Below are 26,174 nucleotides of genomic sequence, written 5' to 3'. Positions count from 1 at the left end.
ACCCCGTCTTCGCGCACCCGCACCACCCTGCTGCTCCGCTGGAGCGCCGTGGCCATGGCCGCCTTTCTCGCCACGGGCTGCTCCGTGCTCGAGGAAGACAAGATCGACTACCGCAGCGCCCGCCAGGTCAACTCCCTGGAGGTGCCGCCAGACTTGACCCAGCTCAGCCGCGAGTCGCGCTACCAGGTGCCGGGCGCCACCGTGACGGCCAGCGGCTACCAGACAGCCCAGCCGGTCACAGGCTCCTCCGACACCGCAGCCAGCAAGATCGGCGACGTGCGCATCGAGCGCGCGGGCAGCCAGCGCTGGCTGGTGGTGGACCGCCCCGCCGACAAGGTGTGGGGCCCTGTCAAGGACTTCTGGCAGGAGAACGGCTTCGTGCTCACCCTGGACCAGGAAACCCTGGGCGTGATGGAGACCGACTGGGCCGAAAACCGAGCCAAACTGCCGCAGGACATCATCCGTTCCACGCTGGGCAAGGTGCTTGACAGCCTGTATTCGACAGGCGAGAAGGACAAGTTCCGCACCCGGCTGGAGCGCACCCCGTCGGGCGCAACAGAGATCTACATCAGTCACCGCGGCATGATCGAGGTCTACACCGACGCCCGCAAGGACCAGACCGTCTGGCAGCCGCGCGCAGCCGATCCTGAACTTGAAACCGAGTTCATGCGCCGGCTGATGGTCAAGCTCGGCGTGACCGAGGCCCAGGCCAAGGCGGTCACCGCATCGGCGCCAACGCCTGCTGCGGCCCGTGTGGTCACCATCAACAACCAGCCCACGGTGCAGCTGGACGACGACTTTGATCGCGCCTGGCGCAGGGTCGGCTTGTCGCTGGACCGCACCGGGTTTACCGTCGAGGATCGCGACCGCAGCCAGGGCGTGTACTTTGTGCGCTATGTGCCGGCTGATGCCACCGCCGAGTCGGCCAAGCCCGGCTTTTTCAGCCGTCTTTTCAGCAGCTCGCCTGCACAGACCAAGCCCGCGCAATATCGCATTGCCGTCCGCAGCAGCGGCACCAGCACCACGGTGTCCGTGTTGAACGCCCAAGGCCAACCCGACACCACAGCCGACGGCCAGCGCATTGTTCAGTTGCTGGCCGCCGATCTCAAGTAAAGGCCACGCAGACAAAAGAAATGCCGCCCGAGGGCGGCATTTCTTTTGTCCGGACGATTCGGGCCTGAGCCCGAACCAGCAGGGGAATTACTGAGCGGGCTTGGCAGCAGCCTTGGCAGCTTCGGCGGCCTTGTCGGCAGCTTCCTTGGCGGCGTCGGCACCAGCCTTGGCAGCGTCGGCGGCGGCGCCAGCAGCGTCCTTGGCGGCATCAGCGGCAGCGCCAGCGGCGTCGGCAGCAGCAGCGCCGGCAGCGGCACCAGCGGCAGCGCCAGCGTTGGCAGCAGCAGCGCCAGCATCCTTGGCGGCGTCGACAGCAGCACCAGCAGCGTCCTTGGCAGCCTCAACGGCGGGAGCAGCAGCAGGAGCAGCGGCTTCTTCCTTCTTGCCGCAAGCGGTCAGGGCGATGGCGGCGAGCAGGCTGGCCAGCAGAACGGTCTTTTTCATGGTGATTCCTCAGGATGTGGATGAAAACAAAAAATTGAATCAACCATAAAAAAACCCGAATCGAAGATCCGGGCTTGGCTGACCCAGTCGCTTACCGCTATTAACGATTGCGATCTGGTGCGGAATCATACGCCTGAATTGCAAACCCGTATTTACCCTTGTCAACTTTTTCTTTTGTTGACAGTTGACGTTGCAAAAACACACGCCGTTGGGACTCTTGTCACAACCCGAGAACTGTCGCAGGAAACGAAGGGCTGCCCTGTTGCCAACAGGCCTGCAACCGTTCCTGTAAAAGCGTTCGGCGCTCCGGTCGGCGGCTGGCCACCATCAGACAACGGCCAATGTCCAGGCGCTCCATGGTCCAGTCCGGTGACCAGATGGCACTGGGCAGTTCGCCCCCAGCCACCGCGCGACAGGCGTGGGCTTCGACGATGTGTGACCAGGTCGTGCGCCACTGCACGAGCCTGGGGTGCAACTCGCGCAGCCGGTCAAACTCGATGGCCATGAACTGGATCTTTCTGCCGCGACCGGCCCAGTCGTTGAGGGCGTCAATGACCGCCCGCTCTCCGAGGGGCCAGTCGGAAAAATCAGGGTCGCTGAGCACCATCTGGGGCCAGCCATCGCGGGCTGCGGTCTGCAACGCGAGCCGCACCAGATCTGCAAATTCGTGGCGCCCCTGAATGCGCCCTTCCGGCAATGCAGGGAGATCGTCCGGTTTCGGCTGCTGCGTCATCTCTCAGTCCTATTCGTCACCCGCCGTGGACTCCGCGTGGAGCCAACCGGCATCGAACCAGTCCTCCAACAAGGCCTGAGCGTCGGCACTGGCGCGGCGCACTTTGGCTGCATCCAGGCGACGCTCATCAGCCAGGATGCGCATGAGGCGGGCATCGGCTCCGCCGGCGCGAAAACTCTCACCGTTGATGAACAGGTGCCTTGCGTCGTACATCATGCGCGTGCGCCGGTCCAGGCGCAACGCCGTCCCAGGCCGCCATGGGCCCATGGGCTCCTCGAACCACACACGGGGCTTGGGCTCGGTCATCACCTCGCCAAGGGCGCAGGCCAGCGAGGCGCGCTCGGCGAGCATGCGCTGCAGGGCATCGGCCGCAAAGGCCTCCAGCGAAGGCGGCATCGCGGCCGGGTGATCGGTGGCCGCTTGCCCGGGATCGCGGTAGAGGGTGGTGTCCTCGAACTCGTCGGCCATGCGCTGGAGCAGCTCGCCAGCCAGCCCTCCGCGCTGGGGCACGCGAAATCCCGCCGAGTAGGTCATGCAGTCATCGCCGACGGCGATGCCGTCGTGTGCCCAACGCGGCGGCAGGTACAGCATGTCGCCGGGGTTGAGCAGGTGCTCCTGCTCGGGTTCGAAGTTGCTCAGTATCTTGAGCGGCACACCCGGCTCCAGCGACAGGTCCTTCTGCCGGCCGATGCGCCACAGGCGCTGGCCACTGGCCTGCAGCAGGAACACGTCGTAGCTGTCGAAATGGGGCCCCACACCACCGCCATCGCTGGCCCAGGAAATCATCAGGTCATCCAGGCGCGCATCGGGCACAAAACGGAACCTGCCCAGCAGCTCATGCGCCGCATCCAGATGCAGGTCCACCCCCTGCACCAGCAGGGTCCAGCGCTTCTGCTTCAGTGGGGGGAACGCCGTACGGGCGAAGGGGCCGTGGCGAAGCTGCCAGCCAGCCGGTTTGTGCACGATCAGGCGGGACTCGACCGATTCCTGCGCAGCCAGCGCAAACAGCTGGGGACGCGTGAGCAGGGGTTGAAAACCGGGGAAGGCGTTGCGGATCAGCAGGGGCTTCTTCTGCCAGTAGCGCTGCATGAAGCGGGCTGGCGTCAACCCGCCAAGCATCTGAGCCGGCAGGTCCACGGAAGGTGCGCCTGCGATGGAATCGGTGTGTGGTGTCATGGGACAATTGTCGGATGAAAATCACCGAACAATGTGTGGTCGCGCTGACTTGGACACTCAAGGACACGCTGGGCGAAGAACTCGATGCACTCGACGAGCCCGTCGAGTTTCTGGTGGGTGGCAACGATTTGCTGGCCAGCCTGGAAAAGGCGCTTCAGGGACACGAGGCCGGTGACTCGCTGGAACTGCAGCTGGAGCCGCACGACGCCTTCGGTGACTATGACGACGGGCTGCTGTTCCTGGAGCCGCGCCACCTGTTTCCCGAGCACCTGGAAGAAGGCATGGGCTTCGAGGGCCTGCCGGAAGGCTGCAGTTCCTCGGCCCCCAAAGACCGGCTGTTCTTTGTCAGCGACATCTACCCCGACCACGTGGTCATGGACGGCAACCATCCGCTGGCAGGCATCGCGCTGCGCATCCGGCTGAAAGTGCACGACGTGCGCGAAGCAGAAGTCAGCGAAATCGGCCGGGGCACGCTGGGCACCGGCTTTTTCCGGATGCAGGTGGACACCTCAGGCTCTGGCGACGAACCACCTCAGACGCCCACCCTGCACTGACACCGCGCGCGGGCTGCGCCGCCAGTCAGCCGCGTCCGGTCGATCCGTAACCGCCCGCACCGCGTTCGCTGGCCTGGGCGAAATCACTCACCACATTGAAGCGGGCCTGCACGACCGGCACGATGACCATCTGCGCGATGCGCTCCATGGGTTCGATGGTGAAGGCCACATCGCTGCGGTTCCAGGCGCTGACCATCAGCTGGCCCTGGTAGTCGCTGTCGATCAGACCGACCAGGTTGCCCAGCACGATGCCGTGCTTGTGGCCCAGCCCCGAACGGGGCAGGATCAAGGCGGCGTAGCCCGGGTCGGCGAGGTGGATCGCCAGCCCGGTCGGCACCAGTTGCCAGGCGTTGGGCGCCAGGGTCAGTGGCGCGTCAAGACAGGCCCGAAGGTCCAGGCCTGCGCTGCCGGCCGTTGCGTAGGAGGGAAGCTGGTCCGCCATGCGCGGATCCAGCACCTTGACATCAATCTGCATGTTTCAGGTTCCGCAGAAGGGGCTCACTGCCCCTTTTTCTCGTTCTTGAGCTCATCTTCCAGCGCCTTGGCAGGATCGACCTCCTCCTCGGCGGGCGCGGCCGCATCGCCTTCGGCCGACTGGTCGGCGCCGTCCATGCCCTGGGTCGGGTCCTGCTCCTCTTCCTGCTCGAGCCCCGGCATGTTGTTGAGCATGTCGGTCACGGTCGCGTCGTCCACCTTGACGGCGGCTTCGATGTTGCCGACCACCAGCTTGGGATAGGCAATGATCGCCGACACCATGATCAGTTGGAGGACGATGAAGGCAATCGAACCCTTGTAGATCTGCGCCGTGGTCACCGCGGGTATGCGTTGCTTGGTGACCTGGTCGGTGTAGTCGTTGCGGGCAGCCACCGAGCGCAGGTAGAACAGCGCGAAACCGAACGGCGGCGTCAGGAACGAGGTCTGCAGGTTCATCGCCAGGATGATGCCGAACCAGATCAGCGCCATCTCCGGCGGAGTGCCTTCGGGCAGCAATTCGGGCAGCACCTTGGCCGCCACCGGCGCCAGCATGGGCACCACGATGAAAGCGATCTCGAAGAAGTCGATGAACATGCCCAGCACGAAGACCAGCAGGTTCACGATGATCAGGAAGCCCAGTGCCCCCCCCGGCAGCTTGTCGAACAGGTGCTCGACCCAGATGTGGCCATCGGCGGCGTTGAAGGTGAAGCTGAAGACGGTGGAGCCGATCAGGATCGACAGCACGAAGATCGCCAGCTTGGTGGTGTTTTCACCTGCCTGCCGCATGAGGTCCAGACTCAGACGGCGACGCGAGCCGGCCATGATCAGCGCACCGAGGGCACCCATGGCGCCGCCTTCGGTGGGCGTCGCAATGCCCAGAAAGATGGTGCCCAGCACCAGGAAGATCAGCACCAGCGGCGGGATCAGCACGAAGGTGACCTGCTCGGCCAGGCGGGACAGCAGCCCCATGCGGGTGATGCGGTTGACGATGGCCAGGGCCAAGGCCAGCAGCGAGGCCACGGTGATGGACATGATGACCACCTCGTCCCCGGCGGCATCCATCTCGCGGCCGATCATCGGGTTGATGATGGCGTTGTGGTTCTGGGCCCAGATGTAGCCTGCCACGCCACAGACGGCCAGCAGCACCAGCAGCGAGCGATGGCCACTGGCACCGTTGGCTTCGCGGTAGATGCGCGCTTCCTGGGGCAGCGCAGGCACCCAGGACGGCTTGACGATGGCAACAACGGCGATGAACAGCAGGTACAGGCCCACCAGCATCAGGCCGGGCAGCAGGCCGCCGGCGTACATGTCGCCCACCGAGCGGCCGAGCTGGTCGGCCAGCACGATCAGCACCAGCGAGGGAGGGATGGCCTGCGCCAGCGTGCCGGAGGCAGTGATGGTGCCGGTGGCAATCGTGCGGTTGTAGCCGTAGCGCAGCATGATGGGCAACGAGATCAGGCCCATCGAGATCACGGCTGCAGCGACCACGCCGGTGGTGGCGGCCAGCAGCGCACCCACCAGGATCACGGCGACGGCCAGGCCGCCGCGCACCGGGCCGAACACCTGGGCCACGGTCTCCAGCAGATCCTCGGCCATCCGGCTTCGCTCCAGGATGATGCCCATGAAGGTGAAGAACGGAATGGCCAGCAGGGTGTCGTTCTGCATGATGCCGAACACCCGCAGCGGCAGGGCCTGGAACAGGTTGGAAGGGAACAGCCCGACCTCCATGCCGATGAAGCCGAAGAAGAGTCCAGTGGCGGCCAGAGAGAACGCCACCGGAAAGCCCATGAGCAGGAACACCAGCAAGCCGGTGAACATGATGGGCACGAAATTGGATGCAATGAATTCCATGGTGTGTCGCTCGCCTCTTATTGCGCGGCCTTCAGGCGCTGCTGCTCTTCTTCCAGCAGTTGCTGGGCCAGGAGTTCTTCTTCGCTCGGCCCCTCATGGGCCAGCACGTCGGGGCCGTTGCCGGTCAGGAAGGCGATGCGCTTGATGAGCTCGCTCACGCTCTGCAGTGCGAGCAGGGCAAAGCCGGCGGGAATCAGAGCGTAGACAGGCCAGCGGATCAGGCCGCCGGCGTTGGACGACATTTCCTTGGAGACGTAGGCATTCTCGAACAGCGGCCAGCCCAGCGTGGCCATCATGTAGCACAGCGGGAAGACGAAGACGATGATGCCGATGGTGTCGACCCAGTTGCGGCCACGCGCACTGAATTTCGACGAGATGAAGTCGATGCGCACATGGGCGTTGCGCAGGAAGGCATAGCCGCTGCCCAGCATGAACACCGCTGCGAACAGGTACCACTGGATTTCCAGAAAGGCGTTGGAGCTGGTGTCGAAGATCTTCCGCACGATGGCGTTGCCGGCGCTGATCATGGTGGTCGCCAGGATGAACCACATGGCAAGCTTGCCAATGCGCTCGGTCAGCGCGTCGATCAGGCGGGAGAGCGTAAGAAGGAATGACATGAGGATCCCCTTGGGTTGAAGGGTGCAGGCGCGAGGGATTCAGAAAAATGTCAGGGTACCCTCCACGCAAAAAAACCCCGTGGAGACGGGGTTCTTTCGCGGAAGGTCCGTGAGGCTTACAGCTTCTGGCGCTGCATGAAGCTGTCGAAGTTGGCCTCGGTGAAGCGGAACCACACGTTGGCGTCCTTGCGGAAGGCCGAGTAGTCGGAGTAGATCTTCTTCCAGGCCGGGTTGGTGTCGTTCAGCTCGGTGTAGAGGGACATCGACTGCTTGAAGGCCTCGTCCATGACGGCCTTGGGGAAAGGCAGCACCTTGGCGCCGTTGGCCACCAGGCGCTTGATCGCCTGCGGGTTGCGGGCGTCGTAGCGGGCCTGCATCTCGGTGTGCGCATAGGCCGTTGCAGCCTCGACGATGGCCTGGTTCTCCTTCGACAGGGCGTTGAAGGCCGCCTTGTTGATGTAGAAGTCGAGCTGGGCGCCGCCTTCCCACCAGCCGGGGTAGTAGTAGTTCTTGGCGACCTTGTAGAAGCCCAGCTTCTCGTCGTCGTACGGTCCGACCCATTCGGTGGCGTCGATGGTGCCCTTCTCCAGCGCCTGGTAGATCTCGCCGCCGGGGATGTTCTGCGGCACGCCGCCCATGCGGGTCAGCACCTTGCCGGCGAAACCGCCGATGCGCATCTTCAGGCCCTTGATGTCGGCCACGCCCTTGATTTCCTTGCGGTACCAGCCACCCATCTGGGCACCGGTGTTGCCGCCGGGGAAGTTGATGATGTTGTACTTGTCGTAGAACTCGCGGAACAGCTTCATGCCGTTGCCATCGAAGTACCAGGCGGTCAGCTGGCGGCTGTTCAGGCCGAAGGGGATGGCCGTGCCCATGGCGAAGGTGTCGTCCTTGCCGAAGTAGTAGTACGGCGCAGTGTGGCCGGCTTCGACGGTGCCTTGCTGCACGCCGTCCACGATACCGAACGCGGGCATCAGTTCACCGGCGGGGTGCACGGAGACGACGAACTTGCCGCCAGACATCGCATTGACTTTTTCAGCGAACACTTCGGCGGCACCGTAGATGGTGTCCAGCGCCTTGGGGAAGCTGGAGGCCAGACGCCAGCGAATGGCGGCCTGTGCATGCACAGCGGGGGCTGCTCCTGCGGCCAGCACACCGGCGATACCGGCGTGCTTGAGGATGGAACGACGATCCATGTTGTATGACTCCGTGGTTGGTACTTCATGCCCGCCCGGAAGGGTCGGGGACTTCTGCAGTCCGGGCCATTGTAGGAAGGCGCCCCCCCCCATCCTTGGGGGTTTTCCCTCGAAATCAGAGCAGGAACGTGAACGCCTTCAGGCTTTTGCAAGCTTGCTGCACCCAAAGCGGGCAGCGATGCGAATCGCCTCAAACGAGCCGTGAAATTACTTCAACGCGGTCGATCAGGCGGCGGCCTTGAGACCACCGGAGCCACCCAGTACGTCGGCAAAACGCTGCCGGATGGACGACTCGATACCGGCAGCATCCAGTCCCACATTGGCCAGCAGACGGGCCGGATCACCGTGCTCGATGAACTCGTCGGGCAGCCCCAGTTGCAACACGGGCATCGACAGACCCTCGGCCTGCAGGGCTTCCAGCACGGCACTGCCGGCCCCGCCCATCACACAGCCCTCTTCCACCGTGACGAGCACCTGGTGGCTGCGCGCCATTTCGCGCAGCAGGTCCATGTCGAGCGGCTTGGCCCAGCGCATGTTGGCGACGCTGGCACCGAGCGCTTCGGCGGCCGCAAGCGCCGGATGCAGCAGGGTACCGAAGGCCAGGATGGCCACGCCGTGGCCGCGCCTGCGCACCTCGCCCTTGCCGAACGGCAGCCCGTCCAGACTGGCCGGCACCGCCGCGCCCACACCGGCCCCGCGCGGATAGCGCACCGCCACCGGATGGTTCTGGTGGTGCGCCGTCGACAGCAGCTGGCGGGTTTCGGCCTCATCCGACGGACAGGCGATCGACATATTGGGAATGCAGCGCAGGTACGCGATGTCGTAGGCGCCGGCATGGGTGGCGCCATCGGCGCCGACCAGACCGGCCCGGTCCAGCGCGAACACCATGGGCAGGTTCTGCAGCGCCACGTCATGGATGAGCTGGTCGTAGCCGCGCTGCAGGAAGGTGGAGTAGATGGCAACCACCGGTTTCATGCCCTCGCATGCCAGTCCCGCCGCGAAGGTCACTGCATGCTGCTCGGCTATGCCGACATCGAAATAGCGGCCAGGGAACTTCTGGTGAAACTCCACCATGCCGGAGCCCTCGCGCATGGCCGGCGTGATGCCGACCAGCTTGGGGTCGGCGGCGGCCATGTCGCACAGCCACTGGCCGAAGACCTGGGTGAACGTAGGTTTGGGCGGGGTGGCCGGTTTGACCAGACCTACGGCGGGGTCGAACTTGCCCGGGCCGTGGTAGGCCACGGGGTCCGCCTCGGCCAGCTTGTAACCCTGCCCCTTCTTCGTGACCACGTGGAGGAACTGCGGACCTGCACCGTTGTCCAGCAGATGGCGCACGTTCTCCAGCGTGGGAATGAGCGACTCAAGGTCGTGGCCGTCGATCGGTCCGACGTAGTTGAAGCCGAACTTCTCGAACAGCGTGGCCGGCACCACCATGCCCTTGGCGTGCTCTTCCAGCCGCTTGGCCAATTCGAACAGCGGCGGTGCGCCCTTGAGCACGGTCTTGCCCACGTTTTTGGCGGCCGCGTAGAACTGGCCGCTCATGAGCTGAGCCAGGTAGCGGTTGAGCGCGCCCACAGGGGGCGAGATCGACATGTCGTTGTCGTTGAGGATCACCAGCAGGCGGCCGTGCTCGACTCCGGCGTTATTCAGCGCCTCGAAGGCCATGCCGGCGGTCATCGCACCGTCGCCGATGATGGCCACCGCATGGCGGCTCTCGCCTTTCATCTTGGCGGCCAGCGCCATGCCCAGCGCCGCCGAGATGCTGGTGGACGAATGGGCGGTGCCGAAGGTGTCGTACTCGCTTTCGTCGCGGCGCGGAAAGCCGCTGATGCCGCCCAGCTGGCGCAGTGTGTGCATGCGGTCGCGGCGGCCGGTCAGGATCTTGTGCGGGTAGGTCTGATGGCCCACGTCCCACACGAGGCGGTCTTCGGGCGTGTTGAAGACGTAGTGCAACGCCACGGTGAGTTCCACCGTGCCGAGGTTGGAGCTGAGGTGCCCACCGGTTTTCGAGACGCTCTGCAGAACATGGTCGCGCAACTCGTCGGCCAGGGGGCGCAGCTGCGCGCGGGACAGGCGCCGCAGGTCGGCTGGGGATTCGATGGTGGACAGCAGTTTGCTCATGGGGCAGGTGTTTCGCAGAAGGGCGACTGTTCCGGGTTCAGGACGCGCGGCGGCCGACCCAGTCGGCTAGCGCATGCAGCGTGTCGGTGTGGGGCAAGGCGCTGGCGGACAGCGCCTGATGCGCCTGATCCAGCACCTCGTCGGCATAGGCCTGGGCCGCCTCCAGCCCCATGAGCGACACGAAAGTGGGCTTGTCGGCGGCGGCGTCCTTGCCCGCTGTCTTGCCCAGTGTGGCGGAATCGGTGGTCACGTCCAGAATGTCGTCGACCACCTGGAAGGCCAGGCCGACGCAGGCCCCGTACGTGGACAGCTGCTGCAACACGGACGCATCGACCGAGGCGGTGGACGCGCCCATCATCACGCTGGCCTGCAGCAGCGCTCCGGTCTTGAGGCGGTGCATGCCCTCCAGGGCCTTCTGGTCCAGCGCCACGCCAACGCTGGCGAGGTCGACGGCCTGTCCCCCGGCCATGCCGGACGCACCAGCCGCCACGGCCAGCTGGCGGCACAGACGGGCCGAGAGCGCCGCGGGCACCGAACCATCGTCGGGCACCAGCAACTCGAACGCCAGGGCCTGCAGGGCGTCGCCGGCCAACAGGGCTTGCGCCTCGCCGAACTTCACGTGTACCGTGGGCTTACCCCGCCGCAACACGTCGTTGTCCATGCAGGGCATGTCGTCGTGGACCAGCGAATACGCATGGATGAGCTCCACCGCACAGGCCGCCCGCATGGCCACCGCAAGGTCGCCTTGAGCGGCCTCACAGGCCGCCAGCGCCAGCAGCGGGCGCAGGCGCTTGCCGCCGTCCAGCACCGCATAGCGCATGGCCAGGCCCAGACCCGCCGGCGCATCGGCTGGCACCCAGTTCGACAGGGCCTGCTCCACACGTTCCTGCTGGCGCACCCGCCAGGCCACGAACGCAGTGTTGTCCGATGGGCCCGCGCTCATTGGCCGTCCCAGGGTTTGGGCTCGCCGTTTTCGAGCACCTTGATCTGCTGCTCCACGGCTTCCAGACGGGCGCGGCAGTAGGCGAGCAGCTCGGCGCCGCGCTGGTAGCGCCCCAGCAACTGGTCCAGCGGCAACTGCCCCGCGTCCAGCTGGGCGACCAGCTGCTCCAGCTCCTCCAGTGCGGCCTCGTAGCTGGCCGGGGTGGCAGACACTTCGGCCGAGCGGCTTGATCGGGCGGACTTTGTGGGGGTCGGAGAGGTCATTCGCTGAGGTCGTTAGCGGGTGGCAAACACCCGACGCGCACCCTGCGGACGGCAGGGCCAGCGCGCGATTTTATCCCCCGGCCCGGGCAATCTCCAGCCACCGCAGGGCCCCGGAAGCAGCGGGGTACAATCCCGCCTCTTTTTTTGTTCAACTGACGGGCCTCGCACGCCCGGAGGGACGCAGCACTTCACCCATCCCGCGCAGATCGTTCACTCGCTCGAGCGCTTCACCCTGCCCCTTCATAGGGGGAGTCTTTAGGTCAGGACCACCATGTCTGATTTGAGTCTTCAATTGCAGCAGGCCGCAAGCCAATTGCCGGTTTCCAGCTACTTCGACGAGGCATTGTTCCGCAGGGAACTTGAAACGATCTTTCAGAACGGGCCCCGCTATGTGGGGCACGTGAACGCGGTTCCCGAGCTGGGCGACTACTTTGCCCTGCCACAGGAGGGTGAAGGACGCGCACTGGTGCGCACCGCCAACGGCGTGGAACTTGTTTCCAACATCTGCCGCCACCGCCAGGCCGTGATGCTCAAGGGCCGTGGCAACCTGGGCCAGAACGCCAAGGGCCACAGCGGTGGCCACATCGTGTGCCCCCTGCACCGTTGGACCTACAGCGGTGGCCAGTCGGCCAACAGCCAGCTGGGCACGCTGCTGGGCGCCCCGCACTTCTCGCACGACCCCTGCGCCGACCTCAAGCGCTACCCGCTGCGCGAATGGAACGGCCTGCTGTTCGAGGACAACGGCCGTGACATCACCGCCGACCTGGCGAACATGGGGCCTGCGTCCACGCTGAGTTTCGAGGGCATGGTGCTCGGCCACGTCGAACTGCACACCTGCCACTACAACTGGAAGACCTTCATCGAGGTCTATCTGGAGGACTACCACGTCGTGCCCTTCCACCCCGGACTGGGCAACTTCGTCACCTGCGACGACCTGCAGTGGGAGTTCAAGCCCGAGTACTCGGTGCAGACCGTGGGCATCCAGAACCTGCTCAAGTCGGGCAGCGCCACCTACCAGAAGTGGCACGAGGTGCTGATGCAGTACCGCAACGGCGAGTTGCCCGCGCAGGGCGCGGTGTGGCTGACCTACTACCCGCACATCATGGTCGAGTGGTACCCGCACGTGCTGACGGTCTCGACCCTGCACCCGCTGGGCGTCAACAAGACGCTGAACATGGTGGAGTTCTACTACCCCGAAGAGATCGCCGCCTTCGAGCCCGGGTTCATGGAGGCGCAGCGCGCGGCCTACATGGAAACCTGCATCGAGGACGACGAGATCGCCGAGCGCATGGACGCCGGCCGCAAGGCCCTGTACGAGCGCGGCGACAACGAGGTCGGCCCCTACCAGAGCCCGATGGAAGACGGCATGCAGCACTTCCACGAGTGGTACCGCGGCCGCCTCGGCGACGCGCTGAAAGGCTGAGACCGCATGCAGGCCCTCTGGATGCTGCTGGCATCCCTGTTTTTCGCCAGCATGGGGGTCTGCATCAAGTTCGCATCCGCGCACTTCAACAGCTTCGAGATCGTCACCTACCGGGGTCTGGTGGGCGTGGTCTTTCTCTATGGTTTCACCCGGTTCAGCGGCGTCTCGCTGCGCACAACCGTGCCCATGATGCACGCCTGGCGCAGCGTGGTGGGCACCATCTCGCTGACCGCCTGGTTCTACGCCATCGCTGTGCTGCCGCTGGCCACGGCGATGACGCTCAACTACATGAGCAGCGTCTGGATCGCCACCTTCCTGCTCGGCGGTGCCCTGCTGACCCAGGGCCGCAACGCCCCGATCCGGCAGCAGGCGCCGCTGTTCCTGACCGTGCTGGCGGGCTTCGGCGGCGTGGCGATGATGCTGCGCCCCACGCTGGCGCCCGACCAGATGCTGGGCGCGCTGGTCGGTCTGATGTCCGGCATCTTCGCGGCCTTTGCCTACCTGCAGGTGTCTGCGCTCAGCCGCGCGGGCGAACCCGAGAGCCGCACGGTCTTCTATTTTTCCATCGGGGCGGTGGTCGCCGGCCTGATCGGCATGCTGTTCGTCGGCGCCACGCCCTGGAGCTGGCCGTCCGCGCTCTGGCTGCTGCCCATCGGGCTGCTGGCCCTGGGCGGCCAGCTGTGCATGACCCGTGCCTACGCCAGTGGCGCCACCATGGTGGTGGCCAACCTGCAGTATTCCGGCATCGTGTTTGCCGGCATCTTCGGCCTGACGGTGTTCGGTGACCGGCTGCCCCTGATCGGCTGGGCCGGCATGGGCCTGATCATCGTCAGCGGCATCGCGGCCACAGTCCTGCGGGCACGCGCAGTGCCCCACGCGCCGGCGGAAGAGCACTGAATCCGTGCATGCCTGCACGCGGCGGACGGTCCTTTAGGACTTTGGTGTGATCGTCAGCGGTACCGCTCTGCCGGAAAATCAGGCGCATGTACACCACCCTCATTTCTGCCGCGCAGCTGCGGCAACTCCTGGACGACCACCAGCCAGTGCTGGTGATGGACTGCAGCTTCGACCTGATGAACCCCGCCGCCGGGCGCCAGCAGTTCGAGGCCGCCCACATCCCCGGCGCGGTGCATGTGGACCTGGACGAGCACCTGAGCGACAAGACCGGACCCGATCGCGCCAGCGGAGGACGGCACCCCCTGCCCTCCCGTGAAACCTTTGCCCGGCGCCTGCAGGCGCTGGGTCTGAACCCTGACCAGCAGGTGGTGGCGATGGACCGGCAAGGCGCGAACTACTGTGGCCGGCTGTGGTGGATGCTCAAGTGGTGCGGCCACGAGGCCGTGGCGGTGCTCGACGGCGGACTGGCCGCCTGGCAGGCGGCGGGCGGCGCGGTCGCCGAAGGCGCGTCGCCTGCACCCCAGCCCGGCCGGTTCGAACTGCAACCCGCCCGCGCCGAAACCCTGGCAGCGCAGGACATCGCTCGGCGGCTGGGCCAGCCCGACCTCACACTGGTCGACGCGCGTGGCGCAGCCCGCTTCCGTGGCGAGGTCGAACCCCTGGACCCGGTGGCAGGCCACATCCCGGGGGCGCTCAACCGGCCATTCACCGAGAACATCGGCCCGGACGGCCGCTTCAAGCCGGTCGCCGAACTGCGCGCCGACTTCGAGCGCCTGCTGGCAGGGCGCGACCCGGCTGCGGTGGTGCACCACTGTGGCAGCGGTGTGAGCGCCATCCCCAACCTGCTGGCCATGGAAATCGCCGGCTTCGGACGCACGGCCCTCTTTCCGGGCAGCTGGAGCGAGTGGTGCAACACGCCCGGCCTGCCCTGCGCCAGGAGTCAAGTTCCCGGCTGACGGGTCGATGAGTCAGACACGTGCCACTGCGCCAACCGATGACTGAAGCCCCCCACGTGTCCAGCCCTCCCCCCGACCCCTCTCCCAGTCCCCTGCAGGCCATCGGTCTGCTGGTGGCCATCGCAGCCACCATCCAGGCCCCCCTGGTGTACCTGAGCAGCCCCAATCTGTCGGAGGTGATCGCGCCCGTGCTGATCGCGCTCTCGGCCTGGACGGTCCTCCTGCTGCTGCGCCGGGGATACCAGCGACTGGTAGCCCCCCTGCTGGTGACCGCGGTCCTGATCGCAGCGGTGATCGGCATCGTGGCCTTCGGTTCGGTGCGCACCGCCGCAAGCTTCCTGTTCGTGGCGGCGGTGGCCGGCGCCGGCATCTTCCTGCCACGGCGCGCCCTGTTCCTGACGGTGGCGCTGAGCGTGGTCATCCTGGGCGCACTGACCTGGATGGAGTGGAAAGGCTGGTTCAAGACGGCCACCTTCAAGGTCGGATTCACGGTCTGGCTGACTTATGCCATGACCATGGTCGTGGTGGCGATCATGGTCTACCACAGCCGGACCAGGGCCCAGCAGGCGCTGGATCTGCAGCGCAGCGAACTGGAGCGGCGCATCCGCAGCGAGCAGGAACGGGATCAGAGCCTGGAGCGGTTCACCCGCATCTTCCGCAACAGCCCCAGCCCGATGATTGCGCAGTCGGCCCGCAACGGCCTGATCCTGGACGTCAACCCGGCCTTCGAGCGCTGCTATGGGCACACACGTGAGAACGTGCTCGGTTGCAGCGACGAGATGCTCTGGGTCGAGCCGGAGCAGCGCACCCGCTACCTGGAACAGCTGTTCGCCCACCGCCGGGCCGACCGCACCCACGTCAAGGGACTGCGGGCCGACGGCAGCCGTTTCGATGCCCTGATCACCAGCGAGATGGGCGATGACCCGCAGGACCGGCTGATCATCACCACGGTCACCGACATCACCGAGCAGAACGCGACCATCGAACGCCTGCGGCGTTCGGAGGATCGCTTTGCCAAAGCCTTCAACTTCAGCCCGATGAACCTGGCGATCACGCGCCTGTCCGACGGCCTGATCCTGGAGGTCAACCGGGCGGGCGTCATTTCGGACGGTATGGGCGTTGACGTGCTGCGAGGGCGGACCACGCTGGAGACCGGCGCCTGGCTGACACCGGCCCACCGGCAGGCCTACGTCGATCAGCTCAAACGCGATGGGCGCGTGCTGGCCTACGAGAGCCAGATGCGCAGCCGGGACGGCAGGCCGGTCGACGTGCGGCTGTGGGCCGTGCTGATCGACATCGAGGGCGAAGAGTGCATCCTGTCGTCCACGGTGAACGTTTCGGAAGAGAAGCGGCGCGAGGCCTTGCTGCTGAGCGTGGCGCAGGGCATGACGGGCGAAACGGGTGCGGCCTTTTTCACCGCACTCGCCCGCCACGCGGCCCCCGCCCTGAAGGCCGACGTGGTGATGGTCAGCGAGCTGCTGCCCGACCAGAAGGTGCAGACACTGGCGATGTCCATGGACGGGGCCCTGGTGCCCAACCTCGCCTACGCCCCCGAGGGCACCCCCTGCGGCGAGGCCCTTTCGCGCAGCGATCTCTGCGTCTACGAGCAAGGCCTCGCCCACACCTACCCCGACCTGTCGTCGATGACCGGGATACAGGCCAGCGCCTACATCGGCCAGAGCCTGCGCGACCAGGACGGCACCCCCATCGGCTTGCTATCGGCCATGTGGCGCCAGCCCATCACGCTCACCTCCGAGATGCGCGCGCTGATGTCGATCTTTGCGAGCCGGGCCACAGCGGAACTGATGCGACTGCGGCGCGAGCGCGAAATCCAGCAGCTCAACGCCACCTTGGAACAGCGGGTGCAGTCGCGCACCGCCGAGCTGCGCAAGCTCAACGCGGAACTCGACTCGTTCGCCTACTCGGTGTCACACGACCTGAAGTCGCCCCTGCGTTCCATCGACGGCTTCACCAGCCTGCTGAGTGAACAGCTGCAGGGACGGCTGACCACCGACGAGGAACAGCTGCTGCAGCGAGTGCTCGCGTCGACCCACCGCATGAGCACCCTGATCGCCGACCTGCTGGCGCTGGCCCGCGTGAGCCAGGGGGAGATGGCGCTGGGCATGGCCAATCTGAGCGAGATCGCCGAACAGGTGATGCAGGCGGAACAGGCCAAGCACCCGGACAAGCCGCTGACGTGGCGCATCGAGCCCGGCCTGGTCAGCGTCTGCGACGCCCGGCTGGCGCGCATCGCTCTGGAGAACCTGCTGGGCAACGCGGTCAAGTACACCCGGGACCAGCCACAACCGCTGATCGAGATGGGGCGCTGCAAGGACGGTGACCCGGGCCGCACAAGCTTCTTCGTGCGGGACAACGGCGTCGGCTTCAACATGGCCTACGCGGACAAGCTGTTCAAGCCCTTCCAGCGCCTGCATGGACCCAGCGAGTTCGAGGGAACGGGCATCGGCCTGGCCACGGTGCGCCGCATCGTGGACCGGCACGGCGGCCAGATCCAGGGCGTTGGCACGCCCGGTGAAGGCGCCGAGTTCCGCTTCTCCCTGACGCCTGCTTCTGCCCCCAGATGAACACACCCCTTCAGCTTCCCGCCGTCGAAACAGGCGACCAGCCGCTGAATCTGCAGCGCTACCAGGAACGCTCCCTGCTGGCACTGCTGCTGTGCATCGGTGTCGCCGGTCCGCTGGTGGCATTTGGCGTCTATCTGCGGGACGGTCTGGTGGCGCTGACCTGGGTGGCCATCGGACTTTCTCTGATCGACTACCTGCTGCTGGGCCTGTACGCCACACGCCTGCGCCCGATGGTGGCTCCCATGCTGGTGTACGCCATGATCTTCTCCTCTGGCTCCGCCATCGTGGCCCATGGCACGGTGCGCAGCATGGCCACGTTGGTCATGATCGCCGCGGTGGTAGGGGCCGGAGTCTTCCTCTCCCGCCTGAACATGCTGATCAGCGGCGCACTGGGCATCACCATCCTCGGGGTGCTCAACGTCGCAGAAAACCTGCGCCTGATCACAGCGCCGGAGACACCCACCGGCTGGGCCGTGTGGATCTCACAAACCGCCATCCTCATCAGCCTGATGATCACGGTCAACCTCGGTCGGCGGCGCATGCTGGACGCGTACCGCAGCCAGAACCTGGCACTGGAGCACAGCCGGGAGGTCGAACGCCTGCTGCGCCTGAGCCAGGGCCGGTTCCAGGCCCTGTTCCGCAGCACACCGGCGGCCTGCCTGGTGCAGTCGATGGACACGCGGGACGTGATCGATGTGAACCAGGCGTTCGAGGCACTGTTCGGCCACACGCACGACGATCTGGTGGGGAGTCAACCACCCCGTCTGTGGGCCGACACAGAAGAGTACGCCGAGTTCCGTCGCTGCATCGACTCCGACGGCAGGGTCAGCGGCCTGAGAGCCAAGGCGCAGCGCAAGGACGGCACGGTCTTCCACGCCCATGTGTACGCCGAGGTGACCCAGAGCGCCACCGAGCGGCTGCTGATCGCGGTGGTGTTCGACATGTCGGCCGAGGTGGCGTCGCGCCGCGAACTGGAGATCTCGCGCGAGCGCTTCTCCAAGGCGTTCAACTTCAGCCCCTTGGGCATGGCCATCACCCGACTGAGCGATGGCCGCTTCGTCGAGGTGAATCCGATCACCGAACGGGTGCTGGGCTGGACACCGGCCGACTATGTCGGCAAAACGTCGATGGAGGTGGGCATCTGGGTATCTGAAGCCGACCGCGACCGCTATGTGCGCACTCTTCGGCGAGACGGCCGACTGGAGGGATACGAGACACGAATGCGGACCAAGTCGGGTGCCGTGATTGCTGTCAGGGTCTGGGCAGAGATCATTGAGCTGAACAACGAAGTCTGCGCACTTTCTTACACCCTGAACGTGGACGAAGAAAAACGGCGCGAGGCCATGCTGCTGAATGTGGCGGAGGGCGTCTCGGGCGACACGGGCGAGGCCTTCTTCCGCTCGCTGGTCGAGCACCTGGCCAACGCCATTGGCGCCGACGGTGTCGTGGTGGGCGAAGTGGACCCCCAGAAGCAGCTGCATACCCTGGCCATGGTGTGGGACGGCCAGCTGCTGCCCAACAGCATCCATCCGCTGCACCAGACCCTCTGCGAACAGGCCCTGCTGCAGCCCGCACTGCTGCGCGTCGAGAGCCCCAGCCCTGCCTGCCTCCCCTTGGTGCCGCCGTTTTCGGAAACCCCGCTCCAGTCCGTGCAGGGCCTGTCGCTTCGCGATGGGGATGGTTCTGCAGCCGGCCTGCTCTTTGCCGTCTGGCGCCAGCGGCCACCGAAGAACGCCAACCTGGACGCCCTGCTGACCATTTTTGCCAGCCGCTGCAACGCAGAACTGCAACGGCTGCGCCGCGACCGCGAGATCAACAAACTGCAAGACACGCTGGAGCAGCGCGTGGCGGCGCGCACCGCGCAGCTGCAGTACCTCAACCGCGAGCTGGACTCGTTCGCCTACTCCGTCTCGCACGACCTGAAATCGCCGCTGCGCTCCATCGATGGCTTCAGCCACCTGCTGCGCGAGCAGATGGCCGGACGCATGACCGCGGAGGACATCGACCTGTTCGAACGCATCGAGGGCTCGGTCCAGCGCATGAACAGCCTGATCACCGATCTGCTGGCGCTGGCGCGAGTGAGCCAGGGCACGCTGCAGCGCATGAACACCAACCTCAGCGAGCTGGCGCACGACGTGATCCGCCAGGAGCGCCAACGCGATCCGACGCGCGAGGTGGAGGTGGAGATCGAAGACGACCTCTACGCCGACTGCGACCCACGCATGGCGCAGATCGTGCTGGAGAACCTGCTGGGCAACGCCTGGAAATACACCCGTCAGACCGCCAACGCCCGCATCAGCTTCACCCGCGCCAACAACGCGGGCACCGGAGCTGCGGAGTTCTGCATCCGAGACAACGGTGCGGGCTTCGACATGGCCCGGGCCGAGCGCCTGTTCAAGGCCTTCAACCGGCTGCACACCGCCAGCGAATTCGAAGGCTCCGGCATCGGGCTGGCCACCGTTCGGCGCATCCTGGAGCGCCACGGTGGTCACATCTGGGGCGAAGGCGCCGTGGGCCAGGGCGCCCGCTTCGAGTTCTGCTTCGGCAGCGAGGCGACCAGCTGAAGCCGCTGGCCGCGGCTCAGTGGCCGTGCGCCATGCCGCTGACCAGGGTCACCAGGGCGATGCCCGCCAGCAGCCAGGCAATCTGGGCCACTGTCGCACGAAGACCCAACCGCTTCTGCAACTGGGGAATCAGGTCGGCCAGTGCCACATAGACGAAGCTGCTGGAGGCCGCGACCAGGAAATACGGCAGCCAGTCTTCGAGCTGGCCCAGCAGGAGGTAGCCCACCAGCCCGCCCAGGGCCGTCACCGTGCCGGCCAGCGACACCTTGACCAGCGCAGCGCGGCGCGTGCCCGAGGTCTGCTGCAGCACGACCAGGTCGCCCATGTGGTGCGGCACCTCGTGCGCCAGCACCGCCAGCGCGGTCACCACGCCCAGCCGCAGGTCGGCCACAAACGCAGAGGCGATCAGGATGCCGTCACCGAAGGCGTGCACGCTGTCACCGGCCAGCACCGTCCAGCCGCCGGAACGGGCGCCGTGCCCGTGGTCGTGATCGTGTGCATGGTCGAGGTGATGGGCATGCGCGTGATCATGTCCCTGGTGCTCTCCACCGTGGTGGTGTTCATGACCGTGGTGCCACAACTCGGCCTTGTCCAGCAGGAAGAAGAACACCAGACCGCCCAGCAGCAGGGAGAACAGCTCGTGCGCGCCCGCCTGGCTCTCGAAGGCCTCGGGCAGCAGGTGCATGAAGGCGGTGGCCAGCAGCGCACCCGCGGCCAGGCTCAGCATGTGCTGCGTGAACCGCGCCAGCACCCCCATGCCCAGGGCCGCGGCCAGCCACACGCTGCCCACACCCGCCGCCACGGTGCCCAACAGGATCGCAATCAGGGTCATGAAATGTCTTCAACCAAAAGAAAGGGCCGCACAGGCGGCCCGGGGGTGGGGGTCTGCAGGCCAGCGTCAGGCGACGCCGTGCTGCTGGAACCAGGCCAGCGCCCGCTTCCAGCCATCTTCGGCCGGCTCCTTGCGGAAGCTCGGCCGATAGTCGGCGTGGAAGGCGTGCGGCGCGTCCGGGTACACCACAAAGCTCGACGCCTTGGCCGCCGCGTTGCCGGCCGCCAAAGCGGCTTTCATCTTATCAACCGTGTCAAGCGGAATGCCGGTGTCGGCCGCGCCGTAGAGCCCCAGCACCGGGCCGTGCAGGCCGGCCGCCACATCCACCGGGTGCTTCGGATTGAGATCGCTGGTCTGGCCGACCAGCCGGCCGTACCAGGCCACACCGACCTTCACCGCCGGGTTGTGTGCTGCATACAGCCAGACCTGGCGCCCGCCCCAGCAGAAACCCGTCACGCCCAGCTTTTTCGCGTCACCGCCATTGGCCGCGGCCCACTTCACCGTGGCGTCCAGATCGGCCATGACCTGGGCATCCGGCACCTTGGCGATCACCTCGGCGATCAGTTTGGCCATCTCGCCGTAGCTCTGCGCGTCGCCCTGGCGCACGAACAGCTCGGGCGCAATGGCCAGGTAACCCGCCTTGGCGAAGCGGCGCGCGGTGTCGGCGATGTACTCGTGCACGCCGAAGATCTCCGACAGCACCAGCACCACCGGCAGCCCGGTCTTGCCGGCCGGCGCGGCGCGGTAGGCGGGCATCTTGAAGCCATTGACATCGATCATCACCTCGCCCGCGGTCAGCCCGTCGGTGGACGTCTTGATCGCCGTCTGCGCCATCACCGGCAGCACCGAGGCGGCGTAGCCCACGCCCAGCGCGGCCTTGAGTGCGGTGCGGCGGGTGGCATGGCCCTGCGACGCCGTCGCGTCGAGCAGGGCCTGGCTGTCGGTGATCAGGTCGGTGTTGAGCATCGGTGTCTCCTTGGGGGTCGTTGAAAAGGGGATGCGGCGCGCACGGGTCAGGCACACAATGGCGCGCATCGGAGGACAGCGCCATGAACCTGACCGGACCCATTCTGCAGTTTCTCGGATGCCAGGATGGCGTTTGGGGTTTGAGCCTGATGATGGTCTGCAGTTCCACCGACCCGCAGCCGGCGCTGCGCCTGAATGTGCCGGCCGAGCTGGTCAACGGCGCCAGCGGACCGGTGCCTGGCCTGGACGCCACGGCCTGGCGCTTCGACATTGCGGTTCGCCAGACGGCGATGCCCCAGCGCATCGGCTACCGGCTCGCAGGCCGCAGTCACAGCTTCCAGATGCCGGCGCTGGCCACCACGCCCAGCATGGCCTACGTCTCATGCAATGGCTTCTCCGATGCGCGCACCCGCAAGACCATGAAGGACGCCAATGCCCTCTGGGCCCGCATGGGCCGCCTGCACGACCAGCAGGAGCGGGTCGACGGCATCCCGGCCGGACCGCTGGAGTTGCTGCTCATGGGTGGCGACCAGATCTACAGCGACGACATCTGGGCCACTGTGCCCGATCTGCGGGAATGGACCGAAGTCGAGTGGTTCACCCGCACCCACATGCCCTTGAGCGACAGCCTGCGCGCAGCGCTGCAGACCCGCTTCGCCGAGTTCTACCTCGAACGCTGGAACCAGCCTGAGACCGCCGCGCTGCTGGCCTCGGTGCCCAGCGTGATGATGTGGGACGACCACGACATCATCGACGGCTGGGGCTCTCACCCGGCCGAACTGCATTGCAGCCCGGTGCTCCAGGGCATCTTCCAGGTGGCGAAGGCGGCTTTCGAACTGTTCCAGCGCCAGATGCTGGGCGCGCCGCCGCCCGCCACTCTGCCCGCCCAGAGCGCGCACAACAGCGCCTACCACTTCGGCAGCACCGGCCTCCTGGTGCTCGACCTGCGCAGCGAGCGCCGCCCGCGCAGCGAAACCACCGACGCCGCCGGGCGCAAGACCGTGCTCGCCGACCAAGTGATGGGCCCAGCCAGCTGGAACGCCGTCTATGCGTGGCTCGATGCGCAGCTGGCCGCCGCCGACCTGAGGCACCTGCTGGTGATGAGCAGCATCCCGGTGATGCACCCCAGCTTCGAGCAGCTGGAGAAGATGCTCGGTGCGCTGCCGGCCATCGAGGAACTGGAAGACGACCTGCGCGACCACTGGACCAGCCCGCCCCACAAGGCCGAGCGGCTGCGGCTGGTGCGCCGCCTTCTGGAGGCCAGTGCGCGCGGCCTGCGGGTGACCGTGCTGTCGGGCGACGTGCACGTGGCCGCGATCGGCGTGATCGAATCGGCCCGCAGCGACCTATCACCCGAGGCGCGCAGCCTGACCCAGCTCACCAGCAGCGGTGTGACCCACCCGCCACCGGCCGGCGTGGCGCGCTACTTCCTCGAAGAGGCATGCAAGCAGACCGAGACGCTGGAGCCGGGGCTCACCGGCCAGATGGTGGAATTCCCGACCGCCCGGCGCAGGCTGATCGGCTGCCGCAACTTCATGACCCTGCAGGCCGATGCGCCGGGCGGAGCGGACCGCCTGTGGGTGAACTGGTGGGCGGAAGGCGTCGACCACCCTTACACCAAGGTGGTGTTGCCGGTGGGCTGAAACCGCAGGCGCTCAGTGCGCCTGTTCCCAGTTCGGCCCCACGCCCACCTCGGCCAGCAGCGGCACCTTGAGCTGTGCCACATCCGCCATCAGGCGCGGGATCTCGGTGCGCAGCCAGTCCACCTCGGCCCCGGGCACCTCGAACACCAGTTCATCGTGCACCTGCATGATCATCTTCGTGCCCTTGCCCTGGTCGTCCAGCGTCTTCTGCACCGCCACCATGGCCAGCTTGATCAGGTCGGCCGCCGTGCCCTGCATGGGTGCGTTGATGGCCTGGCGTTCCAGAGCGGCCAGCTTCGCGCCCTTGGCGTTCTTGATGTCCGGCAGCACCAGCTTGCGACCGAACGCGGTTTCCACATAGCCCTGCTCTTTGGCGAGTGCGCGCGTGTCGTCCATGTACTGCTTCACGCCCGCGAAGCGCGCGAAGTAGCGGTCGATGTAGGTCTTGGCGGCCGTGTTGTCGATACCCAGCGACTTGGCCAGGCCGAAGGTGCCCATGCCGTAGATCAGGCCAAAGTTGATGGTCTTGGCGTAGCGGCGCTGTTCGCTGCTGACCTCGGCCGGCGTGATGCCGAACACCTCCGCCGCGGTGGCTCGGTGCACGTCCTGCCCTTCGTGGAAGGCGCGCAGCAGGGCGGCATCGTCGCTGAGGTGGGCCATGATGCGCAGCTCGATCTGCGAGTAGTCGGCGCTGGCGATGACGTGGCCGGGCGCAGCCACGAAGGCCTCGCGCACCTTGCGGCCTTCGGCGGTGCGGATGGGGATGTTCTGCAGATTGGGGTCGTTGCTCGACAGGCGCCCCGTCACCGCCACGGCCTGCGCGTAGTGGGTGTGCACGCGGCCGGTGCGCGGCAACGCCAGTTGCGCCAGCTTGTCGGTGTAGGTGCCCTTGAGCTTGATGAGGCTGCGGTGCTCCAGGATCTTGGCGGGCAGCGGGTAGTCCTCTGCGAGCTTTTCCAGCACCTCCTCGTCGGTGCTGCGGGCGCCAGTGGCGGTTTTCTTGATGACCGGCAGGCCCAGCTTGTCGAAGAAGATCTCGCCCAGCTGCTTCGGAGACGACAGGTTGAAGGGCTGACCGGCGATCTCGTAGGCCTCCTGCTCCAGCGCAAAGATGCGCTGACCCAGTTCGTGGCTCTGTTTGGCCAGTGTGGGCGCGTCGATCAGCACGCCGTTGCGCTCGATTCGGTACAACGTCTCGCTGCTGGCGATCTCCAGGTCGTAGATGAACTTCAGCTTGGCGTCCGCTTCGATCTGCGGCCAGAGCACGCGGTGCACGTCCAGCGTCTGGTCGCTGTCTTCGCAGGAGTATTCCGCCGCTTTGGCCACATCGACCTGGGCAAAGGGAATCTGGTGCGCGCCCTTGCCGCACAGGTCCTCGTAGCTGATGCCGCTGCGGCCCAGGTGGCGCTCGGCCAGACTGCTCAGCCCGTGCGGCTTGTGCACTTCGAGCACGTAGCTCTGCAGCATGGTGTCGTGCGCGTAGCCCTGCACCTCGATGCCGTGGTTGGCGAAAACGTGGCGGTCGTACTTGATGTGCTGGCCGAGCTTGTGCTTGGCCGGGTTTTCCAGCCAGGGTTTGAGCCTGGCCAGCACCTCGTCCAGCGGCAGCTGTTCGGGCGCATCCGGGCCTTCGTGCTTGAGCGGGATGTAGGCAGCCTCGCCCGGCGTCACGCTGAAGCTGATGCCCACGATCTGCGCCACCATTTCGTCCAGCGAGGTGGTTTCGGTGTCGATGGCGGTCAGGTCGGCGGCTTCGAGCTTCGCCAGCCAGCGGTCGAAGGACTCCCAGGTGAGAATCGTGTCGTAGGCCAGGCTGCTGGCGCGCGGTGCGGCGGTGGCCGGTTCGGCGAACAAGTCGTTGGTGTCCCCGGTTGCCGCAGCAGGCGTTGCCGCCTCACCGCCGCCCAGCGCCTTGGCCAGACCCTTGAAGCCATAGGTTTCGTAGAACGCGCGCAACGGCTCCTTCTGCGGCTCGCCCATGCGCACCGCGTCCAGCGCCGGCAGGCCGGGCACCCAGCCGTTGAGGTCGCAGTCGGTCTTGATGGTCAGCAGCTGGCGGCCGGTGGGCAGCCAGTCCAGCGCCTGGCGCAGGTTCTCGCCCACGGCGCCCTTGACCTGGTCCGCCTGCGCGATCAGGTTGTCGATGGAGCCGTACTCCTGCAGCAGCTTCACGGCCGTCTTGGGGCCGACCTTGTTCACCCCAGGCACGTTGTCGATGGTGTCGCCCACCAGCATCTGGTAGTCCAGCATCAGGCGCGCGGGCACGCCGAACTCGGCCTCCACCCCGGCCAGGTCCCGCACCTTGCCGCTCATGGTGTCGATGATGGTGATGTGCTCGTTCACCAGCTGGGCCAGGTCCTTGTCGCCGCTGCTGATCAGCACCTCAATGCCCTGGCTGGCCGCGGCCACGGCCAGCGTGCCGATCACGTCGTCGGCTTCGACGCCGGGCACGTCCAGCACCGGCCAGCCGCTGAGGCGCACCACCTCGTGAATCGGCGCGATCTGGCTGCGCAGGTCATCGGGCATGGGGCTGCGCTGGGCCTTGTACTCGGGGTAGAGGGCATCCCGGAACGTCGGGCCCTTGGCATCGAACACGCAGGCCGCATAGGTCGACGGGTAGTCGTTCAGCAGCTTCTGCATCATGTTGATGATGATGCGGATGGCGCCGGTCTTCTGCACCGTGCCGTCGGGCAAGGTGGTGCTCATGGCATCGCCGCCGGCGAAGAAGGCGCGGTAGAGGTAGCTGGAGCCGTCGACCAGCAGCAGGCGCGGGGTGGTTTGTTCGGACATGGGGGCGATTGTCGGGGATGGCCGGGGCGGGGG

The 26,174-nt window shown here is 66.3% G+C and carries 21 protein-coding genes; 8 read left to right on the top strand and 13 right to left on the bottom strand.

The window, feature by feature from the left end; translation table 11 throughout:
• Positions 1-54: 54 nt before the first annotated feature.
• The gene (bamC, locus tag ACFOPI_RS07630) at positions 55-1,113 is read left to right on the top strand and encodes an outer membrane protein assembly factor BamC (RefSeq protein WP_382173084.1); all 1,059 of its coding nucleotides are present in this window, start codon (positions 55-57) and stop codon (positions 1,111-1,113) included.
• Positions 1,114-1,200: 87 nt separating this feature from the next.
• Here the strand turns inward: bamC and ACFOPI_RS07625 are convergent, their stop codons facing one another.
• The 3 genes from ACFOPI_RS07625 to ACFOPI_RS07615 all read right to left on the bottom strand — a co-directional run bounded on the left by ACFOPI_RS07625 (position 1,201) and on the right by ACFOPI_RS07615 (position 3,466).
• Positions 1,201-1,557, bottom strand: a complete 357-nt coding sequence (locus ACFOPI_RS07625) for a hypothetical protein (protein WP_066159009.1) — start codon at positions 1,555-1,557, stop codon at positions 1,201-1,203.
• Between the two features lie 220 nt (positions 1,558-1,777).
• Positions 1,778-2,290 carry a hypothetical protein gene (locus ACFOPI_RS07620; RefSeq protein ID WP_382172627.1) on the bottom strand — a complete coding sequence of 171 codons (513 nt, stop codon included), beginning with the start codon at positions 2,288-2,290 and terminating at the stop codon, positions 1,778-1,780.
• Between the two features lie 9 nt (positions 2,291-2,299).
• Positions 2,300-3,466 (bottom strand): JmjC domain-containing protein, encoded by a 1,167-nt coding sequence (locus ACFOPI_RS07615; protein ID WP_382172625.1) that lies wholly within the window; start codon positions 3,464-3,466, stop codon positions 2,300-2,302.
• A gap of 14 nt (positions 3,467-3,480) precedes the next feature.
• On the opposite strand from ACFOPI_RS07615, the gene ACFOPI_RS07610 reads away from it, so the two are divergent.
• On the top strand, positions 3,481-4,020 hold the full coding sequence (locus ACFOPI_RS07610; RefSeq protein ID WP_382172623.1) for an FKBP-type peptidyl-prolyl cis-trans isomerase: 540 nt from the start codon (positions 3,481-3,483) through the stop codon (positions 4,018-4,020).
• Positions 4,021-4,045: 25 nt separating this feature from the next.
• Here ACFOPI_RS07610 and dut read toward each other — a convergent pair whose 3' ends face one another.
• The 7 genes from dut to ACFOPI_RS07575 all read right to left on the bottom strand — a co-directional run bounded on the left by dut (position 4,046) and on the right by ACFOPI_RS07575 (position 11,485).
• A complete protein-coding gene (dut, locus tag ACFOPI_RS07605) occupies positions 4,046-4,495 on the bottom strand; it encodes a dUTP diphosphatase (RefSeq protein WP_382172621.1) in 450 nt (149 codons plus the stop codon).
• A gap of 23 nt (positions 4,496-4,518) precedes the next feature.
• Positions 4,519-6,345, bottom strand: coding sequence for a TRAP transporter large permease (locus ACFOPI_RS07600; RefSeq protein ID WP_382172619.1), 1,827 nt, complete (start codon positions 6,343-6,345; stop codon positions 4,519-4,521).
• 17 nt (positions 6,346-6,362) lie between these two features.
• A complete protein-coding gene (locus ACFOPI_RS07595; RefSeq protein WP_382172618.1) occupies positions 6,363-6,962 on the bottom strand; it encodes a TRAP transporter small permease subunit in 600 nt (199 codons plus the stop codon).
• Positions 6,963-7,078: 116 nt separating this feature from the next.
• A complete protein-coding gene (locus ACFOPI_RS07590) occupies positions 7,079-8,158 on the bottom strand; it encodes a TRAP transporter substrate-binding protein (RefSeq protein ID WP_382172616.1) in 1,080 nt (359 codons plus the stop codon).
• Between the two features lie 225 nt (positions 8,159-8,383).
• Positions 8,384-10,279: a 1-deoxy-D-xylulose-5-phosphate synthase gene (gene dxs / locus ACFOPI_RS07585; protein ID WP_382172614.1), complete on the bottom strand. Its 1,896-nt coding sequence runs from the start codon at positions 10,277-10,279 to the stop codon at positions 8,384-8,386.
• A 37-nt stretch (positions 10,280-10,316) separates the two neighbouring features.
• Positions 10,317-11,222, bottom strand: coding sequence for a polyprenyl synthetase family protein (locus tag ACFOPI_RS07580; protein ID WP_382172612.1), 906 nt, complete (start codon positions 11,220-11,222; stop codon positions 10,317-10,319).
• A complete protein-coding gene (locus ACFOPI_RS07575) occupies positions 11,219-11,485 on the bottom strand; it encodes an exodeoxyribonuclease VII small subunit (protein WP_382172610.1) in 267 nt (88 codons plus the stop codon). Before ACFOPI_RS07575 ends, ACFOPI_RS07580 begins: the two co-directional genes overlap by 4 nt.
• A gap of 271 nt (positions 11,486-11,756) precedes the next feature.
• On the opposite strand from ACFOPI_RS07575, the gene ACFOPI_RS07570 reads away from it, so the two are divergent.
• The 5 genes from ACFOPI_RS07570 (at position 11,757) to ACFOPI_RS07550 (ending at position 19,910) form a co-directional block, all read left to right on the top strand.
• Positions 11,757-12,908 (top strand): aromatic ring-hydroxylating oxygenase subunit alpha, encoded by a 1,152-nt coding sequence (locus ACFOPI_RS07570; protein WP_382172608.1) that lies wholly within the window; start codon positions 11,757-11,759, stop codon positions 12,906-12,908.
• 6 nt (positions 12,909-12,914) lie between these two features.
• Positions 12,915-13,805 (top strand): DMT family transporter, encoded by an 891-nt coding sequence (locus ACFOPI_RS07565; RefSeq protein WP_382172607.1) that lies wholly within the window; start codon positions 12,915-12,917, stop codon positions 13,803-13,805.
• A gap of 86 nt (positions 13,806-13,891) precedes the next feature.
• The gene (locus ACFOPI_RS07560; protein WP_382172605.1) at positions 13,892-14,761 is read left to right on the top strand and encodes a sulfurtransferase; all 870 of its coding nucleotides are present in this window, start codon (positions 13,892-13,894) and stop codon (positions 14,759-14,761) included.
• Between the two features lie 56 nt (positions 14,762-14,817).
• Positions 14,818-17,346: a PAS domain S-box protein gene (locus ACFOPI_RS07555; protein WP_382172603.1), complete on the top strand. Its 2,529-nt coding sequence runs from the start codon at positions 14,818-14,820 to the stop codon at positions 17,344-17,346.
• A complete protein-coding gene (locus tag ACFOPI_RS07550) occupies positions 17,343-19,910 on the top strand; it encodes a PAS domain-containing sensor histidine kinase (protein ID WP_382172601.1) in 2,568 nt (855 codons plus the stop codon). The genes ACFOPI_RS07555 and ACFOPI_RS07550 overlap by 4 nt, the downstream gene beginning before the upstream one ends.
• A 16-nt stretch (positions 19,911-19,926) precedes the next feature.
• Here ACFOPI_RS07550 and ACFOPI_RS07545 read toward each other — a convergent pair whose 3' ends face one another.
• Positions 19,927-20,742: a ZIP family metal transporter gene (locus ACFOPI_RS07545; RefSeq protein WP_382172599.1), complete on the bottom strand. Its 816-nt coding sequence runs from the start codon at positions 20,740-20,742 to the stop codon at positions 19,927-19,929.
• A gap of 66 nt (positions 20,743-20,808) precedes the next feature.
• Positions 20,809-21,708, bottom strand: a complete 900-nt coding sequence (locus tag ACFOPI_RS07540; RefSeq protein ID WP_382172597.1) for a dienelactone hydrolase family protein — start codon at positions 21,706-21,708, stop codon at positions 20,809-20,811.
• A gap of 83 nt (positions 21,709-21,791) precedes the next feature.
• Between ACFOPI_RS07540 and ACFOPI_RS07535 the strand changes: the two genes are divergently transcribed.
• On the top strand, positions 21,792-23,351 hold the full coding sequence (locus tag ACFOPI_RS07535; protein ID WP_382172595.1) for an alkaline phosphatase D family protein: 1,560 nt from the start codon (positions 21,792-21,794) through the stop codon (positions 23,349-23,351).
• A gap of 12 nt (positions 23,352-23,363) precedes the next feature.
• Here ACFOPI_RS07535 and polA read toward each other — a convergent pair whose 3' ends face one another.
• Positions 23,364-26,141, bottom strand: a complete 2,778-nt coding sequence (gene polA / locus ACFOPI_RS07530) for a DNA polymerase I (RefSeq protein ID WP_382172593.1) — start codon at positions 26,139-26,141, stop codon at positions 23,364-23,366.
• Between the last annotated feature and the right edge of the window lie 33 nt (positions 26,142-26,174).

Source organism: Hydrogenophaga luteola, assembly GCF_042648585.1.
GTDB lineage: Bacteria > Pseudomonadota > Gammaproteobacteria > Burkholderiales > Burkholderiaceae_C > Hydrogenophaga > Hydrogenophaga luteola.
Note: the sequence above shows the minus strand (reverse complement) of the source record. Positions and strands in the feature narration are given on the sequence as shown.

Coding starts and splice junctions, on each gene's coding strand:
- bamC (WP_382173084.1), top strand. CDS start 55: ATGGCCGCCTTTCTCGCCACGGGCTGCTCCGTGCTCGAGGAAGACAAG.
- ACFOPI_RS07625 (WP_066159009.1), bottom strand. CDS start 1,557: ATGAAAAAGACCGTTCTGCTGGCCAGCCTGCTCGCCGCCATCGCCCTG.
- ACFOPI_RS07620 (WP_382172627.1), bottom strand. CDS start 2,290: ATGACGCAGCAGCCGAAACCGGACGATCTCCCTGCATTGCCGGAAGGG.
- ACFOPI_RS07615 (WP_382172625.1), bottom strand. CDS start 3,466: ATGACACCACACACCGATTCCATCGCAGGCGCACCTTCCGTGGACCTG.
- ACFOPI_RS07610 (WP_382172623.1), top strand. CDS start 3,481: ATGAAAATCACCGAACAATGTGTGGTCGCGCTGACTTGGACACTCAAG.
- dut (WP_382172621.1), bottom strand. CDS start 4,495: ATGCAGATTGATGTCAAGGTGCTGGATCCGCGCATGGCGGACCAGCTT.
- ACFOPI_RS07600 (WP_382172619.1), bottom strand. CDS start 6,345: ATGGAATTCATTGCATCCAATTTCGTGCCCATCATGTTCACCGGCTTG.
- ACFOPI_RS07595 (WP_382172618.1), bottom strand. CDS start 6,962: ATGTCATTCCTTCTTACGCTCTCCCGCCTGATCGACGCGCTGACCGAG.
- ACFOPI_RS07590 (WP_382172616.1), bottom strand. CDS start 8,158: ATGGATCGTCGTTCCATCCTCAAGCACGCCGGTATCGCCGGTGTGCTG.
- dxs (WP_382172614.1), bottom strand. CDS start 10,279: ATGAGCAAACTGCTGTCCACCATCGAATCCCCAGCCGACCTGCGGCGC.
- ACFOPI_RS07580 (WP_382172612.1), bottom strand. CDS start 11,222: ATGAGCGCGGGCCCATCGGACAACACTGCGTTCGTGGCCTGGCGGGTG.
- ACFOPI_RS07575 (WP_382172610.1), bottom strand. CDS start 11,485: ATGACCTCTCCGACCCCCACAAAGTCCGCCCGATCAAGCCGCTCGGCC.
- ACFOPI_RS07570 (WP_382172608.1), top strand. CDS start 11,757: ATGTCTGATTTGAGTCTTCAATTGCAGCAGGCCGCAAGCCAATTGCCG.
- ACFOPI_RS07565 (WP_382172607.1), top strand. CDS start 12,915: ATGCAGGCCCTCTGGATGCTGCTGGCATCCCTGTTTTTCGCCAGCATG.
- ACFOPI_RS07560 (WP_382172605.1), top strand. CDS start 13,892: ATGTACACCACCCTCATTTCTGCCGCGCAGCTGCGGCAACTCCTGGAC.
- ACFOPI_RS07550 (WP_382172601.1), top strand. CDS start 17,343: ATGAACACACCCCTTCAGCTTCCCGCCGTCGAAACAGGCGACCAGCCG.
- ACFOPI_RS07545 (WP_382172599.1), bottom strand. CDS start 20,742: ATGACCCTGATTGCGATCCTGTTGGGCACCGTGGCGGCGGGTGTGGGC.
- ACFOPI_RS07540 (WP_382172597.1), bottom strand. CDS start 21,708: ATGCTCAACACCGACCTGATCACCGACAGCCAGGCCCTGCTCGACGCG.
- ACFOPI_RS07535 (WP_382172595.1), top strand. CDS start 21,792: ATGAACCTGACCGGACCCATTCTGCAGTTTCTCGGATGCCAGGATGGC.
- polA (WP_382172593.1), bottom strand. CDS start 26,141: ATGTCCGAACAAACCACCCCGCGCCTGCTGCTGGTCGACGGCTCCAGC.